The sequence below is a fragment of the Candidatus Saccharibacteria bacterium oral taxon 488 genome (assembly GCA_013100825.1).
In the GTDB taxonomy this organism is placed as follows: Bacteria; Patescibacteriota; Saccharimonadia; order Saccharimonadales; family Saccharimonadaceae; genus Nanosynbacter.
Map to the genome: position 1 here is coordinate 63,054 of CP040001.1, position 18,575 is coordinate 81,628.

Sequence of the window (18,575 nt, forward strand, 5' to 3'; positions counted from 1 at the left end):
CATGATCCGCTTGATGGGACGACGTTAAGTCATGACGATGCCTCGGCGCTTGGGTATGTTTTGCGTCACGTCAAGGGTTCGAGTCCGAGTTCGGTGACGCTGCTGCAGCTGGAAGAACTGAGCCAGGACTAAAACCGCTCGCCGTCTGTTATACTGGAAGGTATGGAACAGATTATTTCTCAGGCGGTGAAACAACTTTTTGATCAAGATGTATCGGTGCAATTGACGCGCCCCGACCCGAAGTTCGGCGACTTTGCGACGAATGTGGCGCTGCAACTAGCAAAACCCTTGGGCAAAAATCCGCGTGAGATTGCTGAGGCGATTGCCGAAGAGTTGCGCGGTCACCAGGATTTTAGCGAGGTTAGCGTGGCTGGTCCGGGGTTTATCAATGTGAAATTAAGCGACCAAGCGGTGTTGGAGTCGCTGAAAGTGCGCCCAGCGACTAATCGTGCAGGAAAAACAGTGGTCATTGAGACTAATTGCCCAAATCCGTTTAAGGCCATGCACATTGGCCACGCCTTGAATTCAATTCTGGCGGACACGATGGCGAATTTGCTGGCAGTGGACGGCGCGGCGGTACACCGGGTGAGTTATCACGGCGATGTCGGTACGCATGTCGGCAAGAGTATGTGGGCGATTCTTCGCGAGATTGATGGCGATGTCAGCAAGTTAGATGCTATCCCGGCTGATAAGCGCAACGAGTTTATGAGCCGTATGTATGTTGAAGGAACGCGGGCGGCCAAGGAATCGCCAGAGGCACGGGCAGAAATCGACGAGCTAGCCAAGCAATCGTTTGTGCTAGACGATCCGCTGTACAAGCAAGTGTACGAGATTTGTAAGGCCTGGAGTTTTGATGAAATTGACGCCAATGTGGCGCGACTGGGCAATGTGCCAATTGAGCGGCGCTATGTCGAGAGCGAAACCGAAGTGCCAGGCAAAGCCTTGATCAAAGCAAAAACCCCAGAGGTCTTTACCGAATCAGACGGTGCATATATATTCAAAGGTAGTCAATACGGTGCGTTTGATAATGTGTTTATCGGTTCGCACGGCAACGGGTTGTACGGCGCACACGATATGGGGCTGATTCAGCTGAAACATCAAGATTATCCAAATTTGGACTTGTCGATTACGGTCAACGGTGAGGAGCAGGCGGCGTATTTCCGTGGGGTGATCGCCGCCAGCGAATTGGCGATTTCAGAGCTGAAAGGTAAATTGTTTAATTATGCGACTGGCCTCGTCAAACTAACGACCGGCAAGATGAGCTCGCGCACTGGTGAGGTAATCACTATCGATTGGCTGTTTAACGAGTTCAAAAAGGCCATCAAGCAAGCTGGCGGCGAGCCGACCGACGAAGTAGTGGCGGGCGCACTGCGCTATCAATTCCTGAAAGTGAAAATTGGTAGCGACGTGGTGTTTGATATCAATGATGCGGTCAGTCTAACAGGTAACACCGGTAGTTATCTGCAATACGCGCACGCTCGGGCGCGGGGCATCTTGGCAAAGTCTGAACAGGCAGTCACGTTCCCGACGGAATTGTTCGACGAAGATCGGCTATTGGTCAGGAAATTGAGTGAATATACGGAGGCGGTTAACCGCGCCACCGAAAGTTTGGAGCCGCATCATATTTGCACCTATTTGTTTGAATTGGCGCAGGAGTTCAACCGCTATTACGAGAAAAATCAAGTTGTTGGCAGCGATAAAGAAGCACACCGCGTCGGTTTGGTGGCAGTGTATGCTGATATCTTGAAGGCGGGACTCACCATTCTTGGTATCAGTGCCCCTGATAAATTGTAAAATATTAGTAAATATTGTATGATACAGCAGAGATGGACGAGTATCTTTCTGCTAATTTGATGACACCTAAATGGCGATTAGTTGAGGCTGGTCCAGGACTACGGCGTGAGTTTTTATTAGACTCGCAGCAGCTGAAGTTGATTTGTGCGGTGTATGAACAGTCTCCGCAGATGTTTGATGATGCAACGAAAGCAGCGGTTGACATAGCACGGGTGGTACGACAAACGGTGGATTTTGCTCCGACTTTGGCTAACTCACCGCTACTCGATGCAATTGAAGTTGCCAATCGTGAGGCCACAAATTGTTTTGGCCATGTCATTATTGCGTCAGAGTGTCTGGAGCAGCTCGGCATTGAGCATTTTGTCAGTTATGCGAATCAGCACGCCATGGTGACACTATTTGATCGGAGCAGCGAGCGAGCTTTTTTGCTGGATGTAGCGACGGAGGAGTTGTGCTGTGATATGACTGGCGTAATTGGCAGCGGCGCGTCCAACCCGCTTGACCAGTTGGCGATGGGTGAGTTGCGGGCAGTGAATGCGTTTTTTTCAGAGGAACTCTTGAAACGACTACCGCCGTCGATTGATAGGCAAAAGTTTATGAGCTCAAGGCCATGGCTGTCATTTGATGCTATTGATGCGGCACAATCTCACGAATATAAGCCCCGAAATCGGATATTACAGTTCTTAACATTACCCTCAGTACCGGGGCGTATGTTGTTGATTCAGCAGTATAATGCTGCCCGACGAGCGGGGTCGGGCGACATTGAAGCAGCAAGTGAAGAGCTGTCAGAATTATCAGGGATATATCTTGATGTTGATTCGCGAAATGGCCTGAAAGAAGTTGATGAGTTGTGCCGTCGGCTAATATCGGCGGGAAAATATGACGAAGCAATTGATTTGGCGACTATGGTGGACGAGAGCTTGGTTCCAGACGACAAATCGAAAAATAAGCTATTTTTGCCAGATGTCATGCGAAAAATTGCCAAACAGAAGGGCGACAAGAGACTTGCCCAAGAAGCCATTGCACTATATGAGGCGAAACCGCCAAATAGCCTGCGCAACGGCAAGCTTGCTGCAGCCAGAAAACTTTTAAATAATTTGTAAAGTTTTATGCTACAATCAAGACACCACTTAACATAAAGGAGTTTTTATGGCAGAGAAAAAAGTAGCCAAAAAGGCGACTACTAAACAGACGACTGCTAAGAAATCAATTGTGAAAAAACCAAGTGTGGCGGCACTGAAAGAAAAAGCGGCAGCAGTCAAGGGCCATGGCGGCGGTTTTATGACATTTATCCGTGAGCAGGGCGTGGTTGGCTTGGCTGTCGGTCTGGCGATCGGTACAGCGGCTGGCGATACCGTGAAAAAGTTGGTGACAGCGTTTATCGACCCGCTGGTGCAGTTGATTGTCGGCTCGCAGGAAGGTCTGCAAGCGGCATCATTCTCTGTTGAAATTGCCGGTCGTAAGGGTGAGTTTCTGTACGGCGCGTTTGTTAGCTCGCTCATCACTTTGTTAGCGGTGGCCTTTGTGGTGTATGCGATTATTCACTTCTTGAAGCTGGATAAATTAGACAAGAAAAAAGACTAATTGGGCCTTAAAAACAGATCCGCCGGATAAATGACGGCGGATTTTTATATGAAACGGTTTATGCTAGAACAAGGCGTACCGCTCCTAGCGCGAGAGTATGGTGCTTAGTGGGCTAGGAAATTAGCGTGCCGACCGTCTCGCCGCGAGCGGCCCGGGCGATGTTGCCGTCGGTGAGCAGGTCGCAGATGATGACCGGTTTGTTCTCCTCGGCGGCCAGTCCAATGGCGGCCTTGTCCATAACAGTGATGTCAGGATTGGTGAGGATTTGGTCGTAGTTAAGATGGTCAAATTTAACGGCGTCAGGGAATTTAGCTGGGTCTTTGTCGTATACACCGTCGACTTTCGTCGTTTTGATCACAACGTCGCACTGCATCTCGAGGGCGAGGTTGAGAGCGGCGGTGTCGGTAGTCAGGAAGGGCCGGCCAGTGCCGCAGGCAACGATGACGATGCGGCCCTTCTTGATATGACTAAGGGCGCGGCGGAAGGTGTATTGGTCGATGAATTGATTAATCTCGACGGTGGACAGGGCGCGGGTCGGTAGGGCAGCGTCGTTGAACACATCGGCCAGAGCGATGGCGTTCATCAGAGTAGAGAGCATGCCGATATTGTGGGCCGAGACGGGCTGGATACCGTGGCCAATGATTTGGTTGCCGCGGACGTAATTGCCGCCGCCGACCATGATGACGACTTCGGCGCCGCTGCTCAAGGCCGGTTTGATTTGTTCGGCGATCCAACGAGCCCGCTTAGGATCGAAGCCGCTGGCGAACTCGCCCTGGAGCTGCTCGCCGGATAATTTGAGAAGGATACGTTTTGCCATAACTTTAGTGTAGCATGCTGCAAGGAAGTGGTAAAATAGAAACATGAAAGCGAAATTCAAGCCGCAGCGAATTTTATGGCTGGATATGGAAATGACCGGGCTAGATCCGGTGGAGGATTTTCCGATTGAGGTGGCGATGATTGTGACCGACTGGGGGTTTACGGAAATTGCTCATTTTGAGGGTGCAGCGCACTGGTGTAGCAAGAAAATGCAAGCACGATTTGATAAGAATAAATCATTTTGGTATGGCGATGGTGCGGCTGCGCGAGAGCAGCTGATAGCGCAAAACAAGATCACCAAGACAACTAAGGCGCAGCTCGAGCGCGATATCTTGGCATTTTTGGATGAGTATTTTGATGATGCACCAATTTTATTGGCGGGTAATTCAATTCATCAAGACCGGCGCTTTATCGATCATTGGTTCAAGAAATTTTCAAAACGCCTCCACTACCGAATGCTGGATGTTAGTGCCTGGAAGGTGGTATTTGAAGGTAAATATGGCAAAAAATTTGCCAAACCAGAGGATCATCGGGCGCTGGAGGATATCCGCGGCAGTATCATGGAACTACAATATTATTTGAAAAAGGTGAAACGCTAGGTCTACCAGCTGGCATATTCATGGTCGCTGAGTTATTTGACAAGAGTGTACTTATCTGATACTCTCTTGGTAAAAGGAGTTGACGGAAATGTGTGCAATGAGTTCTGAGTTACAGCAATATATGACCGGGCTAACGAATGAGATTTCGCGCGGCCATTTTGATGAGGCTGTACGGCTTGGCGAGAATGCGCTGATAATGGAGGAGCTGCATGGTGAGGGTAACGAGTCACTGCTAGGGGAGGTGTATCGCAACATGGCCGCCGCGAGCGATCGTTTGGGCCGAACTGATGAGGCACTTGAATATATTGATCGAGCATATGATGTTCATGATATAGCGGTCAATAAGAATTCTGAAGCTGAGACGTTACGAGAGCGGTCTGCCACGGCATCATATGTTGGTATATTTGCATTAAAGGCGTATCTATTGACAGACGGTAGGGATGAAGCATTGGCAGACAAGGCACGACTCATGACGCGGCAAGCTGCGCTGGACATGGCAAAAGTAAATCAGCTTTCTAAAGAAGAGAATGCTGACCAGTACGAGATAAATATGGCATCTCGCTGGAGTATGATTGAAAGTCTAGTGGGTGACAAGCAGCGAGGCTTGGCGTTGGCGGGCCGGGCAATCCAATTAGCGTGGCAATCAGAGCGAGATCAGCAAAAGGGTTTGACAAAGCGAGATGTTCTCAGGGCGCGAACACGAGCGGCGCTTCGCGGTATGGCGGCCGTGGCGGTAAATGCCGCAAGTCGATTTGGCGCGATGCGGGGTATGGCTGAGAAAATTGCTCTCAAGACGCTGTGATTGTATACTGAGAGCATGACCCATAAACAATTTGAAGAATTTATCCTGAGTTTGCCCGGCGTGTGGCTGGATTATCCGTTTGGCGAGGATGTTGCGGTGTATAAGTTTGGCAAGAGTAATAACGGCGCGGGGAAGATGGTGGCACTAGTGACAGAGGGCTCGAAGCCGCTCAGGGTTAGTCTGAAGTGCGACCCACTACTAGCTGAGAATCTCCGCGAGAAGTACGAGACGGTGCTGCCGGGGTATCATCTGAATAAGAAGCATTGGAATACGATTATCTGCTCGGGGCAACTGAGTGATGAGGAAATTTTTGACTTGGCGCGGCTAAGTTATCAGCTGGTGGCGGAGTGAGTAAGGCAGCGTAAACTGAGTGCTGGGAGAAATAGTGCTGCTCCGACCGACTTGTGCCGCGTCGTGCGTGGTTATGACTTGTCCGAATCACCGGTGATCGCCATGAGCTGCTTGCGTACGTTGGTGAGGTCGGAAATGGTTTTCTCAAGAAAGTCAATTGTGCTTTTGCTGCGCGAACCCTCTTTGATACGATTCATCATCAAGAGCGTATCAGCCAGTTCGGTATTCATGGTGTAGGCATAGGTGTTGTCGAGGTCGGCATTGAGATAGGCCTCCTCAAATTTTTCCTCGAGTTTTGTCGGTGGGTCGAGCGCGGTGATGTTTTTGAGGTCTTTTTTGACGTCGATGTTCTGGGCGGCGGCTGGTGTCTCGATAGACTTATTGGCAGTGGTGAGAACGGCGGTAAGCGAGCTATTAGCGTCTTGGAGCTGGCTGGATTTGAGGCGGGAAGTAAATTTCTCGGAGACAGTTTGGAGTTTTTGTAGACGAGCGATGAGGTTATTTAATGAAGGGCCGCGGGAGGCATTTTGGGCGGCGTTGATGATGAATACCAGGCCGAGTAGTCCGACGATACCGAGAACGAGCAAGATAATCTTTGATTTTTTATCAAAGCCTTGCGGCGCTGGTGGTGCAGAAATCTGATTAAGATAATCAATACCGGTTGGCACGTCATAGTCATTGTGTGGCTGCATATACCCATTAAAGCATAAACAACAACAGAGGTAAAGAGTGATATAATAAAAACCATGCAAGATGCCAAGGAAGAAGTGCGGGCGCGGCTAAATATCGAGGACGTGATCGGCGAATATGTTCAGCTGAAGCGGGCGGGTCGTAATCTGAAGGGACTGAGTCCGTTTACCGATGAGCGGACGCCGAGTTTTATGGTCAGTCCGGAAAAGCAGATTTGGCATGATTTTTCTTCGGGCAAGGGAGGCGATATTTTTACGTTCGTGATGCTGGTGGAGGGGATGGATTTCCGGCAGGCGTTGGAACATTTGGCGCGCAAGGCAGGCGTGGATTTGAGTTTGTTTTCTGGTGGTGATGGGCGCACGGCCAAGCGGCGGGCGCGGGCAGGGGAGGCGCTGAAATTGGCCGCGAATTTCTATCAGCAAAATTTGGTGAAAAATTCGGCAGCACGAGAATACGCGGTGAAAAAACGGCGGCTGAATCGGCAGACGATCGGTGATTTTATCATCGGCTATGCGCCGGATCAGAGTGATGCGCTGACGAAAGCGCTGGAGAAGCGGGGATTTTCGCGCCGGGAACTGGCTGACGCGGGGCTGGTGAATCGGTTTGGCGGCGACTTGTTTCGGGGGCGGATGATGGTGGTCTTGAGCGATAGCAGCGGCGAGGTGGTTGGCTTTACGGGGCGGATTATCCGCGACGATCCGCGTGCGCCGAAATATTTGAATACGCCGCAGACATTGCTATTTGATAAATCGCGCCATATTTTTGGGCTGTATCAGGCGAAAGAGGCGATTCGTAGGAGCGACGCCGCGGTGATTGTCGAGGGGAATTTGGACGTGGTTAGCAGCCACCAAGCCGGCGTCAAAAACGTGGTGGCGACGGCGGGGACAGCGATGACACTGCAACATCTGAAGGCGTTGAGTCGGTTGGCAGGGCGGATTCGTGTGGCGTTTGACGGCGACCGGGCGGGCGTCAGCGCGACGGAGCGGGCGATCAATTTGGCGCAAGAAATTGGTGTGGAACTAGAGGTGGTGAGCTTGCCGGATGGTGTGAAAGATCCAGACGAATTGATCCAAAAGGATGCGGCATTATGGCAGCTGGCGGTTGAGCAGGCGCAGCCGGCGGTGGATTGGGTAATTGCTCGGCACGCCGAGATGGAAGATTTGGCGACGGCCGAAGGCAAGCGGCGATTTTCGACAACTGCACTCAGAATTGTGCGCAGTCTGAAAGATCCGGTGGAGCAAGAGCATTATTTGGCGGTGATTTCTAAAGAAACTGGCGCTAGTCTCGCGGCCTTGCGGGCAAAGCTCGGCGCTGAGAGATCAACGCCGCCCGCTCAGCTCAAACAACCAAAGATTGAAAAGGCGACTCCCAGTAAACCTCGTGACGAATTAGCGGACATCATCGTCGGTCTAGCGCTTAGTCAGCCGTCGACGCGGCGCTGGGTTGGGGCGCTCGAGGCGGCAAGCTTGGACGAGCCAGCTCGAGCAGTGGTGACGTCGCTGCAGGCTGAGCCGCTACTTGACATAGAAAAATTACCCCGTCCCTTGCAAAAATTTGAGCAGTATGTGAAAATAGTACAGTTAAAAAGTGAACGCCGCTACATGGACTGGGAGCCGGAGGCTCTGGACAGTGAAATGGCGCGTTTGGTAAAGCAATTGATACGTAAACACCGCGACACAAAAAAACAACAACTATTAGACAATTTGCGTGAGGCTGAGGAGCTTAGCGATGAGGCGCAGGCGCGCACCTTGCGGCAGCAGCTGAACGCACTGATTAAGGAGAATGCGTGAACAACGACCAGCAATACACCCCGACCAATGACGATCCACTCGAGCCAGATTTGACGGCGGTACATGATGACGAGGAGATAGAAGATCTCGAGGCGTTGAACGCTGGCCAGTATCTGGATGATATTTCGGACGATTCGGTGCGGTTGTATTTGCGTGAGATCGGTAAGATCCCGCTGTTAAGTTCGGATGAGGAAATGGAGCTGGCGCGGCGAATCATCGAGGGCGATAAGAAGGCTAAGGACAAGATGGCCGAGGCGAACATGCGTTTGGTGGTGTCGATTGCCAAGCGGTATTCGGGCCGTGGGTTGGATTTTCTGGACTTGATCCAGGAAGGTAATACCGGCTTGTTGCGCGCCGTGGAGAAGTTTGATCCGGACAAGGGCTTTAAGTTTTCGACCTACGCGACGTGGTGGATTCGCCAGGCGATTACCCGGGCGATCGCTGATCAGGCGCGGACGATTCGCATTCCCGTGCACATGATCGAGACGATTAACAAGCTGGTGCGGACGCAGCGACGGCTTACCCAGGAGCTGAACCGCGAGCCGACGATGGAAGAATTGTCCAAGGAAATGGACATGGAGCCGGAAAAAATTGAGTACATCAATAAAATTCGGCAAGAGACGTCGAGTTTGGATGCCGGTATCGGGCGTGATGGTGATGAGGAAGATTCGGTGTTGGGTGATTTCATCGAGGATGAAGATACAATTTCGCCAGAAGAGTCAGCGACCAATCAGCTGCTGAAAGAAAAGGTCGCCGAGGTGCTGTCGAGCCTGTCTGATCGCGAGCAAAAAATTGTGCGCATGCGGTTTGGGCTGGATAATGGTGGCAAAAGCCATACGCTCGAGGAAGTCGGCCAGCAATTTGCTGTGACGCGCGAACGAATTCGCCAGATTGAAGCGAAGGCTTTGGCGAAACTGCGGAAGCACAAAGACGCCAAGAAATTGTACGAATATCTGAGTTAGATTGACGGGCGATAATAAAAAGGCCAGGCGGATATGTCTGGCTTTTTTGATGCGTTGTGACTCAGCACTGCTCAGGCGCCTTACAAAAATGTTCGTGGTGAGTGACGGCTTCTAGCTGCGCGTATAGCTCGTCCAGTCCGTGGTCGTTCATCACAAAATAATCGGCGATGGCAATTGGTCCGCCTTTTTCCAGGTTTTCAATTTCCGACCAATCGCGTTGGTCAACTTCGCGTGGTTGCATCGGTCGCTCAGGGCGTTTGGCCATACGTTGATAACGCAGGTGTTTTGGCGTGACAACGGCGATGACGGACATTTGGCCAGGGAATTCGTGCTTGAGAATTTTATATTCACTCCAGGTATACAAGCCGTCCAGGACGATCAGTTTTTGGCCAGCGTCAATCAAGTCATGCGCGGATTTAACGACGCGCTTGACCACGAAATCTTTGCCTTCGCGTCGGCGAATTTCCTCACGGAATTTTTGCTGATTATCCCACGTTGGTTCAATGCCGGCCTCTTCCATGGCCTTGTAGATGATGCCGCCAAAATAGATTTTCGGAATACCCTTTTTGGTGAAATATTCGACCGCCGAACTTTTGCCGCTACCAGCCAGACCGACGAGGGCGATAATGTTTGCATGTGGTTGTGTCATGTTGTTAGTATAGCAAATTTGCTATACTGAGTATATGAAGCGTTTGGCGGTCATCGACGGAAAATCAGTGTTTTACCGAGGGTATTATGCCATGCCAGGTCTCAGTACGGCGAATGGTACGCCGACCGGTGGCGTGTATGGATTTGTGAGTTTGGCAATTGAGCTGATCAAGAAATTGGAGCCGGACTACGTGGCGGTGGCATGGGACAAGCGCGGCACTAACATCCGTAAGCGGCGGGAATTATACCCAGAGTACAAGGCGGGTCGCAAGCCAGCGCCCGATGATTTTTATCAGCAAATTCCGATTTTGATGGAACTTTTGGATGCCTTTGGCTGGCCGCTGTATGAACTGGATGATTATGAGGCGGACGATATCATGGGTGCGTTTGCCAGGCAAGCGGAGGCGCGCGGCGTGCAAACCTGTCTGCTGACGTCGGATTTGGATGCGTTGCAATTGGTGTCGCCGCTGACTAAAGTCTACGCCATGAAAAATGGTCTGAGGAACATCGAGGAATTTACGGCGGAATATTTTGAACAAAAATATGGCATTCGGACAGATCAGTTTTTGGATTTGAAGGCGCTGAAGGGTGACTCCAGTGATAATTTGCCGGGTGTGCCGGGCGTTGGTGAAAAAACTGCGGTGAAATTATTGCAAGCATATGACACGCTGGACGGCGTGTACGCGCACGTGGATGAGCAAACAGGCGCTCTGCGGGCAAAGCTAGAAGCGGGCCGCGAGTCGGCGTATTTGACCAAGCAAGTGGCGGAAATTTGGACAGACGCGCCAGTAGAGCTGGATTGGGAAGTGGCGGATGTCAATGACTGTGACTTTGCGCGGGTGGCGGAGATTTTGCGGAAATTGGAGTTTCATTCGCTGATCGGGCGGTTGCCAAAGACAATGCAGGTGGCGGATGAGGCAGTGGAGACGGCGGAGCTGGAGTTACCACGTGTTGAAAATTTGCCGGCTGAGCCGCTGTTTGAGTCAGAAAATATTATCTATATTGATCCATCAGAGCCGGACACGGTCTATATCAATTCCAAGCCTGGCGTGGCGTGGCGGGCGAAGATGATTGAGATTGGTCAACATGTTTGGCAATTGCTGGCGCAGGGTGTGGTGATCGCGGTGGATGTCAAGGAGTTGTATCATGCACTGGACACCCATGACGTGGCGGTGCGTTTTCATGAGGTCTGGGATGTTGGGCAGGCGGCGTTTTTGATCGATCCGCTGAGGCGCGACCGTCGTTTGGCGGCACTGGCGGGCGATTTTTCTGAGGATAATTCCGCGTTGCGACAGTTGGCGCGACTCCGCCAGATTTACCATCAGCAGCAGGATTATATGGCGACCCATCAGCAGATTGCCGGGGTGCTTCGCGAGTTTGATTTTCCGGTGATTTGGCCGCTGTTTCAGATGGAAAAGCGCGGCATGAAGCTGGACACGGCGCTGCTTGAACAGATGGGCCAGGAGCTGAGGGCGGAGGTGAGCCAGCTTGAACAACAAATGTATACGATGGCCGGGCGTGAATTCAACGCTGCTAGCCCAGCACAGCTGTCCGAGGTGCTATTTACCAAGTTGCAGCTGCCGACGGCTGGCATCAAAAAAGGTAAAACTGGCTATTCGACAGGACAGAAAGAGCTGGATAAACTGCGCGGCCAGCACCCAATCATCGAGCTGATTGAGCGGTACCGGGAGCTGACTAAACTAATCAGTACCTACATTGAAGCGCTGCCGAAGTTGGTGGCAGAGGACGGGCGGATTCATACCACCTTTAATCAAGACGTCACCAGCACCGGGCGGTTGAGTAGTACCAATCCCAACCTACAGAATATTCCGGTGCGCACAGAACTGGGCCGGAAGATTCGTCAGGCGTTTGTGCCCAGTCAGGGCAAGGTATTTGTTGGCGCGGATTATTCACAATTTGAGCTGCGACTGGCGGCAGTGCTGGCGGGTGACACGGGATTGATTGACGATTTTAATAGCGACGTGGATATTCATACCAAGACGGCAGCCGAGACTTACGGTGTGCCGATGGCTGAGGTGACAAAATTGCAGCGGCGGGCGGCTAAGGTGATCAACTTTGGCGTGCTGTATGGTATGAGTCCGCATGGGCTGGCGGCAGCTACTGGCATGACCTTTACTGAGGCGAAACAGTTTATTGAACACTATTTTGCGGTACGCCAGCCAATCCGCCAGTATTTGGACACAATTTTAGTTCAAGCGCGTGAACAGGGTTTTGTCGAGACCTATTTTGGTCGGCGCCGACCAACGCCCGACGTTAAGTCGAGCAATTTTATGGTGCGTTCGGCGGCCGAGCGGGCAGCCATGAACATGCCGATTCAGGGTACGGAAGCGGATTTGATGAAGCTGGCGATGATTCGGCTGGAGGATAAATTGGCTGGGCTGGCCGAGCCGGTCCTGCAGGTTCACGACTCAATTTTGGTGGAGTGCCGACCGGAAGATGCCGAGCGAGTTGGCGACATCATGTGTGCGGAGATGGAAGGCGTTTGCCCAGAACTGCCAATTCGATTGAAGGTTGATGTTGAATTGGGGTATAATTGGGGTAATCTGTAAAAGGGAGGGTTAGACTAGTGTCGGGATTTAAGGCTCGTGAAGCAACATTACAAAATTTATTCGATAGTGGCGACTATGATCAGTTTGTGATCCCGCATTATCAACGTAGTTATGTGTGGGGTCAAGACGAATTGGAGAATTTCTGGAATGATTTTATTGAACGTAAAGAAGTAGGACAGCTTTATTTACTTGGCTCAGTCATTGTTAGTAGGACAAAACAAAAACGTTCTTTTGGGGTTGTGGATGGTCAACAACGTCTTATTACAAGCTCGGTGTTTATAACAGCCTTGAAAGATGTTTGGAGCGAAAAGTTTGGTCGTGATGAGGAATATTTTTCTTTGGAAAGATTTATTAAAAAGAAGGTATTAGGTAGCAATAATGCCATCTTTAAGATAGATGTTGCGGGCAGTCTGAAGCAATGCTATATTGACATGATTATTTCAGGAAGTATCAAAAAGGAATATAAGAACGAAGATCAGAAAAATCTTCATCGTGCATATGATTACTTCAAAGATAAGTTACGTGACTCGTACGATGCAAATAAAGCTAATGATAATCAACGAAAAAAGTTGCTGCTACAAAAACTTGAGAATCTTCTAGACACTAATCTAGTGCTGGTTATTCTTGACGATGAGGACGATGCTTACGAAGTGTTTGAGGGGTTCAATGCTCGTGGTGTAGATCTTTCTATCTCGGACTTGTTTAAAAACCTTTTTCTACAAAAGATAAAAGGAACAGAAGAAGAAAAAGCAAGAGCACTTGAAGAGTGGGATAATATTATTCAGATAGTTACAGAATTGCGGATTCCAAAGTTTACGATTAATACGTTTATTAGGTATTATTGGATAAGAAACCACTCGTTTATAGGCGAGCGTCAGCTTTACAAGAAAATTAAGAAAGAAACAAAGAATTATAGGGAATTGCTTTCTGATATGTATCAGATCGCGGAATCTTTACGGGTATTATTTAATGGATCGCCTTATGAGATAAGGGATTTTCTTGGGCACCCAGAAGCAAAAGCAGAATATGCAAAATCTATCAGTGATTCATTACGTGCTTTGAGGGTTATGAATACTCAGAGCTATATGGTTTGGCTGATGTCTATAGCAGCTAAGCGAAATAAAGAATTTATTAGTCTTAAGATGTTTGCTCGATCGCTTGGTCAGATAGAAAGGTTTTCATTTAGGTATTTTGTAGTTTCAAAATTACCAGCAAATCGTGTTGAAAAAATGTATGCTAAATTTTCAAACGAACTATTTAAATTGTCCGATACTCGGGATAAACAAAGAATAGCAACTTTATTAGATAAGGAGCTTTTGAATAGAATTGAACAAGATAAACTTCTACCTCCACGAGAGCAGTTTATTGCTGATTTTGGTTTATTGTGCCTAAAATCTAATAATAAAAATCTTGTTCGGTACATTTTAACTCAAATAGAAAATCAGTTAAGTAGCGGCGAGAAGGGCGTTACTCAAGAAGTTGTTACAATTGAGCATATTATGCCCCAGAGGTTAAACAAGGGGTGGAATATATCGCAAACCGATCATAAAAACTGTGTTAATATGCTTGGTAATTTGACAATCCTAAAAGGTGCGTTAAACTCATCTGCAAGCAATAAAGCAATTAACGAAAAGATTCGTCATTTTAAAGATTCAGACTTAAAGATGAATGGTGATCTAGTTGATCTAATAAATAAAAAAAGCGATTGGGGTAAAGACGAAATAATAGAAAGACAAAATGCTTTTGCAGAAGCATCCGATGGTATCTGGTCTGTAGATAAAAGATAAATACTGCCCTAAGTAAGGTAATATTAAGGTATTAGTATGCTAATCTGACTGTACTAAATAATGTAGGATATTCCTGGTGACTAGTGCAAAAATCTAATATTATGGTATAATCACCCCATGAGGCGTACGTATAATTCTTTTAATTCCTTTTCTCGGTTTGTGCCGATTTTACTAGTCATTATTATCACCATCGTGACAATCGTCGCGATTATCAGCATCAGCCGGTCGATATTTGGTGGCGATGAGCAAAAGCAGCAGCAGGAGACAACTGAGCAGAAAAAAAGCGACTTGCTACAAACCGACGAGAGCCGAGCGGTCAGGCTGACAGTGCGTGGCCCGATTGTCGCTGATGAGAAATTCCGTTCGTATCAAATAACCATTGCGCCGTCGTCGCGGGTGATGACGACGTATGAGGGGTATGTTGAGAAGCAGCTGAACACCAAGCAGCTGAATAATAACGCCAAGGCCTATGAAGAGTTGGTGTACGCGCTGGACAAGCGCAAGATGATGGAGGGGCGACAGCTGAGCGATGAGCAGAATGACTTGCGCGGCATTTGTGCAACTGGCAAGGTGTACAAATTTGAATTGTTGATGAATGGAACAGCGATCAAGGCACTATGGACGTCAGATTGCAGTGGCTCTAAGGGTTCAGCGGTTGCCAATGTCGAGGAAATTGTCGATATGTTTATCAAGCAAATCCCTGATGGCAGCAAAATGGCCACCTCTATCGGGCTGTACCAGCGGGATACGCTGTTCAAATTTTAGGGGCGTCTGATGCCGGAACTTCCCGAAGTCGAAACAGTTCGCCGCGGGTTGGCGGAGCTACTGCCGGGCCGAGTGGTGGCGCGAACGGCAGTATTTGATTCGCCAAAAAGCTTTCCGAATGCGCCGGCTGATGTTAAACAATTTTTATATGGCGCGCGCGTGACGGCGGTACGGCGGCGGGCAAAGGTGCTGATGATTGATCTGGACACTCGCTACTCGCTGGTGGTGCATTTGAAGATGACGGGGCAGTTGGTGTTTCGTCAAAGCTCTCGTCATGGCGCTCGGGTATCCCCAAAAGGATCTCGGGACCCACGTAACCTTGCCCGCAATTTTTCTGCGGATACCGCTCGCGAGATCGACGACTTTGCTGGCGGGCATCCAAGCGACAGTTTAATTGGTGAGCTGCCAGATCGGTCAACGCGGGTGCAAATTGAGTTTACCGATGGGTCGCGGCTGTTTTTTAACGATCAGCGCAAGTTTGGTTGGGTAAAATTGCTGCCGACTGATGAAGTAAAAAACCTGCCGTTCATGCAAAAAGTTGGGCCGGAACCGCTTGATCCTCAGACGCGTGCCGAGGATTTTATCCAGCGGATTCGCCGCCGCCAGAATTCGATGATTAAGCCAGCATTGCTTGACCAAGCGGTGATCGCCGGGGTTGGTAATATTTATGCTGACGAGGCGCTGTGGGCAGCACAGATTCATCCGCAAACGCGGGTAAAAAATGTTAGCGATCAGCAGTTGAACACATTATTTACTGAGCTGCGGCGCGTCTTGCAGCTCAGTATTGATCAAGGCGGCTCAACCGATAAAAATTATGTTGATGCCGAGGGCCGAAAAGGGAATTATCTAACATTTGCTCATGTGTTTCGCCGCGAAGGTCAAGCCTGCCATCGCCACCCCGACCAAGAAATCATCAAGCTAAAAGTCGGCGGCCGCGGCACGCATGTGTGTCCGGTCTGCCAGAAACCACCGATATTTGACAAATAGTGGTTTATAGTGTAAAATGCATTATTATGACAAGAGGAGAGCCTCCATTACATGGTGAATTTGATCGGCCAAGGGCTAATTTAGATCAAGAGTGGGTAAAATACCTGATAGCGATGGGGGAAGGAGAAGAGACAGTCTCCGGACTTAGAGAGGCTCGGCTGAAGGTCAATGGCATGCTAGACAAGCATGAAGTGGACACAATTTATCGGCCAGGATTGAGTGGAGAAGAGCTGCTTGAGCGAGGGAGGGGCGTTCTTAATATTGGTCTACGACGCCTAGAAAGTAATGATTTTAGCACGTTGGATTTATCAGATTATGAAGGCCATTGCAATGGTGATCCAGAACTAAAGAGGACAACCGCTCGACAAGTAATAATGTATCAAATTCTTGAGCGTGTCTTGATGGAGAGATCCGCGATAGGCGTGTCGTTAGTTGAAATGGCCCCTCGTACAATAACAGGTGATACGATTGAACCAATGAGGAAAATAGCCGTGATCACAGAGCGTCTGCTTGACCTTAAGGAGACGGTCCGCTCGCCTTGGTTTAGTTTTCTCAATGAAGCACTTGGTGGTGAGGATGTTTCACCAGAACAGGTAGAGCGGGCAATGAATGCTCAAGCTGCCGCCAATAAGACACGTGATCAGGATGCTGAATTTCTCGAGCTTCTTGACGGCATATTTATGGAGACTGGTGGTGGACTCTCTGATGATCAGATGGTGTCTGTGGCAAACAATGTGTCCAGCCTTGCAATAATAGAAGAGATGGGCGGTCAGGATCACAAAGAGGGGTTCTTATACTCAAATTATATGGCGGACTTGAAAAGAATTGGCTTATCTGATGAGCAAATAACTACGCTGATAGCTATATATAAAGAGATTATGCAAAAGCCGAATAACGCGGAAGAATAAATCAGTATACCAAAAGCTATTGCCTAGGGGGTATTTGGTATAATTAGGTCGTGATCTATCTCCTCTACGGCGACAACGAATTTGAGAAACGGGCGGCGCTTGCGGCGCTGGTTGGTGATATGGAGGTGGTGCGGCGCGACGGTGAAGAGCTGACGGCCACCGAGGTCTGTGAGGTGGTGATGGGGCAAAGTTTGTTCGCCGTCAAGCAAGCAGTGGTCATTACTGATGCGAGTCAGAATGTGGCTCTGTGGCGTGATTTGCCGGAGCTACTGGGTGATACGGCAACCACGGTTGTCCTTCTGGAGACAAAACTCGACAAGCGCACAAAGACGTATAAGTGGCTGCAAAGCCATGCCGAGGTAAGGAAATGCGCTCATTTCACTGAACGTCAAAAGCCGCAGCTAAGTGCGTGGTGTATTGAGCGAGCCAAGGTGCATGGGGCAGTGTTGACAGCGGCACAGGCAACAACGTTGATCGATCGGCTGGGGTTTGATCAACTGCGACTTGATCTGGTGTTGCAGCAGTTGGCGTTGGCCGGTGAATTGAATGATGAGCTAATCGATGCACTGGTGCCGCTGGCTCCGGTTGAAAGTGCGTTTGAGTTGTTTGCGGCAATGCTGGATGGCGACCGGGGAAAAGTGCACGCGATCATTGCCTATCTCGAGGCGGAGAGCGGTGATGATGGGGCGTACCAGACGCTGGGGCTATTGGTTTCACAATTGGTGCAGCTGAACGCGCTGGTGCTATCTGGCGGTGACATGGGGGCGGTGGCTCGTGATTTTGCGGCCCATCCGTATGCACTGCGAAAGGTAGCGCCGTATGCAGCGCGGACGACACCGGCGCAGCTCGCGGTAATTAACCCTGCCTTGGCGCAGGCTGATGAACATATGAAAACGACCCGCGTGTCGCCGTGGCTGTTGGTTGAGGCGGCGCTGATTGATATTGCCAGGCATATAACATAGTAAAATACTCCCGCCAACCGACGGGAGTGTTATTTATGCAGACGTGAATAGCTAGTTAGCCTCTTTGGCAGCTGGCTTTTTCGCAGCTGGCTTTTTGACGGTGGTTGATTTCGCGGTGGTTTTTGCCGCCGTCTTTACTGGGGCTTTGGCAGTTGATTTTTTGGTCGCTTCAAGCTTCACGCCGGCCTTTTTAGCGATAGCTGAGAGAGCGCTCTTGCGTCGGGCAGCAGTATTTTTCTTGAGCAGGTTCTTCTTGACAGCGGTGTCAAGCTCACTGTGAGCAGCGGCTAGCGCCTCAGTACTCGGCTCAGCCATGAAAGCTTTGACGGCTGACTTGATGTCGCGCTTGATGCCGATATTGCGTTCGCGGCGCTTTAGGGTTTGTTTGGCCCGTTTGATGGCGGATTTGATGATTGGCATAGATTTCCTTTACCTCTATAAATTTGTTTCGCTAATCAAGGATGGATTATACAGAAAAACCCAATAAAAGTAAAGAGTGGTTCGTATTGACGATAATCTATTGACTTTCCTGAAATGCTTATGTATAATGTGATTCAACG

18 protein-coding genes are annotated in these 18,575 nt (G+C 49.6%); 14 read left to right on the forward strand and 4 right to left on the reverse strand.

Annotation, left to right across the window (positions count from 1 at the left end; genetic code table 11):
* The first annotated feature begins 162 nt into the window (after positions 1–162).
* The 3 genes from argS to FBF26_00320 are packed head-to-tail and all read left to right on the forward strand — an operon-like array spanning position 163 to position 3,378.
* Complete coding sequence (argS, locus tag FBF26_00310) at positions 163–1,794, forward strand: arginine--tRNA ligase (protein ID QJU09719.1); 1,632 nt, start codon at positions 163–165, stop codon at positions 1,792–1,794.
* 59 nt (positions 1,795–1,853) lie between these two features.
* Entirely contained in the window at positions 1,854–2,897 is a 1,044-nt protein-coding gene (locus tag FBF26_00315) for a hypothetical protein (GenBank protein QJU09720.1), read from the forward strand.
* Positions 2,898–2,943: 46 nt separating this feature from the next.
* A complete protein-coding gene (locus FBF26_00320; protein QJU09721.1) occupies positions 2,944–3,378 on the forward strand; it encodes a hypothetical protein in 435 nt (144 codons plus the stop codon).
* Positions 3,379–3,490: 112 nt separating this feature from the next.
* Here the strand turns inward: FBF26_00320 and pyrH are convergent, their stop codons facing one another.
* Positions 3,491–4,195 (reverse strand): UMP kinase, encoded by a 705-nt coding sequence (pyrH, locus tag FBF26_00325; protein QJU09722.1) that lies wholly within the window; start codon positions 4,193–4,195, stop codon positions 3,491–3,493.
* 43 nt (positions 4,196–4,238) lie between these two features.
* On the opposite strand from pyrH, the gene FBF26_00330 reads away from it, so the two are divergent.
* The 3 genes from FBF26_00330 (at position 4,239) to FBF26_00340 (ending at position 5,946) form a co-directional block, all read left to right on the forward strand.
* Positions 4,239–4,793 carry an oligoribonuclease gene (locus FBF26_00330; protein ID QJU09723.1) on the forward strand — a complete coding sequence of 185 codons (555 nt, stop codon included), beginning with the start codon at positions 4,239–4,241 and terminating at the stop codon, positions 4,791–4,793.
* A 97-nt stretch (positions 4,794–4,890) separates the two neighbouring features.
* The gene (locus tag FBF26_00335; GenBank protein ID QJU09724.1) at positions 4,891–5,595 is read left to right on the forward strand and encodes a hypothetical protein; all 705 of its coding nucleotides are present in this window, start codon (positions 4,891–4,893) and stop codon (positions 5,593–5,595) included.
* A 15-nt stretch (positions 5,596–5,610) separates the two neighbouring features.
* Positions 5,611–5,946 carry an MmcQ/YjbR family DNA-binding protein gene (locus FBF26_00340; protein ID QJU09725.1) on the forward strand — a complete coding sequence of 112 codons (336 nt, stop codon included), beginning with the start codon at positions 5,611–5,613 and terminating at the stop codon, positions 5,944–5,946.
* A 71-nt stretch (positions 5,947–6,017) separates the two neighbouring features.
* Here the strand turns inward: FBF26_00340 and FBF26_00345 are convergent, their stop codons facing one another.
* Positions 6,018–6,638: a hypothetical protein gene (locus FBF26_00345; protein ID QJU09726.1), complete on the reverse strand. Its 621-nt coding sequence runs from the start codon at positions 6,636–6,638 to the stop codon at positions 6,018–6,020.
* 54 nt (positions 6,639–6,692) lie between these two features.
* Here FBF26_00345 and dnaG point away from each other — a divergent pair, with 54 nt between their 5' ends.
* Positions 6,693–8,426, forward strand: coding sequence for a DNA primase (dnaG, locus tag FBF26_00350; protein ID QJU09727.1), 1,734 nt, complete (start codon positions 6,693–6,695; stop codon positions 8,424–8,426).
* The gene (rpoD, locus tag FBF26_00355; protein QJU09728.1) at positions 8,423–9,388 is read left to right on the forward strand and encodes an RNA polymerase sigma factor RpoD; all 966 of its coding nucleotides are present in this window, start codon (positions 8,423–8,425) and stop codon (positions 9,386–9,388) included. Before dnaG ends, rpoD begins: the two co-directional genes overlap by 4 nt.
* Before the next feature lie 61 nt (positions 9,389–9,449).
* Here rpoD and FBF26_00360 read toward each other — a convergent pair whose 3' ends face one another.
* Positions 9,450–10,037, reverse strand: a complete 588-nt coding sequence (locus tag FBF26_00360) for a dephospho-CoA kinase (protein QJU09729.1) — start codon at positions 10,035–10,037, stop codon at positions 9,450–9,452.
* Between the two features lie 34 nt (positions 10,038–10,071).
* Between FBF26_00360 and polA the strand changes: the two genes are divergently transcribed.
* From polA to FBF26_00390, 6 genes are all read left to right on the forward strand, one after another.
* A complete protein-coding gene (polA, locus tag FBF26_00365) occupies positions 10,072–12,606 on the forward strand; it encodes a DNA polymerase I (GenBank protein QJU09730.1) in 2,535 nt (844 codons plus the stop codon).
* Positions 12,607–12,623: 17 nt separating this feature from the next.
* A complete protein-coding gene (locus FBF26_00370) occupies positions 12,624–14,393 on the forward strand; it encodes a DUF262 domain-containing protein (protein ID QJU09731.1) in 1,770 nt (589 codons plus the stop codon).
* Between the two features lie 117 nt (positions 14,394–14,510).
* On the forward strand, positions 14,511–15,158 hold the full coding sequence (locus tag FBF26_00375; protein ID QJU09732.1) for a hypothetical protein: 648 nt from the start codon (positions 14,511–14,513) through the stop codon (positions 15,156–15,158).
* Positions 15,159–15,167: 9 nt separating this feature from the next.
* A complete protein-coding gene (gene mutM / locus FBF26_00380; GenBank protein QJU09733.1) occupies positions 15,168–16,145 on the forward strand; it encodes a bifunctional DNA-formamidopyrimidine glycosylase/DNA-(apurinic or apyrimidinic site) lyase in 978 nt (325 codons plus the stop codon).
* A 26-nt stretch (positions 16,146–16,171) separates the two neighbouring features.
* Complete coding sequence (locus FBF26_00385) at positions 16,172–17,053, forward strand: hypothetical protein (protein ID QJU09734.1); 882 nt, start codon at positions 16,172–16,174, stop codon at positions 17,051–17,053.
* Between the two features lie 50 nt (positions 17,054–17,103).
* Complete coding sequence (locus FBF26_00390) at positions 17,104–18,015, forward strand: hypothetical protein (protein ID QJU09735.1); 912 nt, start codon at positions 17,104–17,106, stop codon at positions 18,013–18,015.
* 51 nt (positions 18,016–18,066) lie between these two features.
* Here the strand turns inward: FBF26_00390 and rpsT are convergent, their stop codons facing one another.
* Positions 18,067–18,435 (reverse strand): 30S ribosomal protein S20, encoded by a 369-nt coding sequence (gene rpsT, locus FBF26_00395; protein ID QJU09736.1) that lies wholly within the window; start codon positions 18,433–18,435, stop codon positions 18,067–18,069.
* Positions 18,436–18,575: the final 140 nt, after the last annotated feature.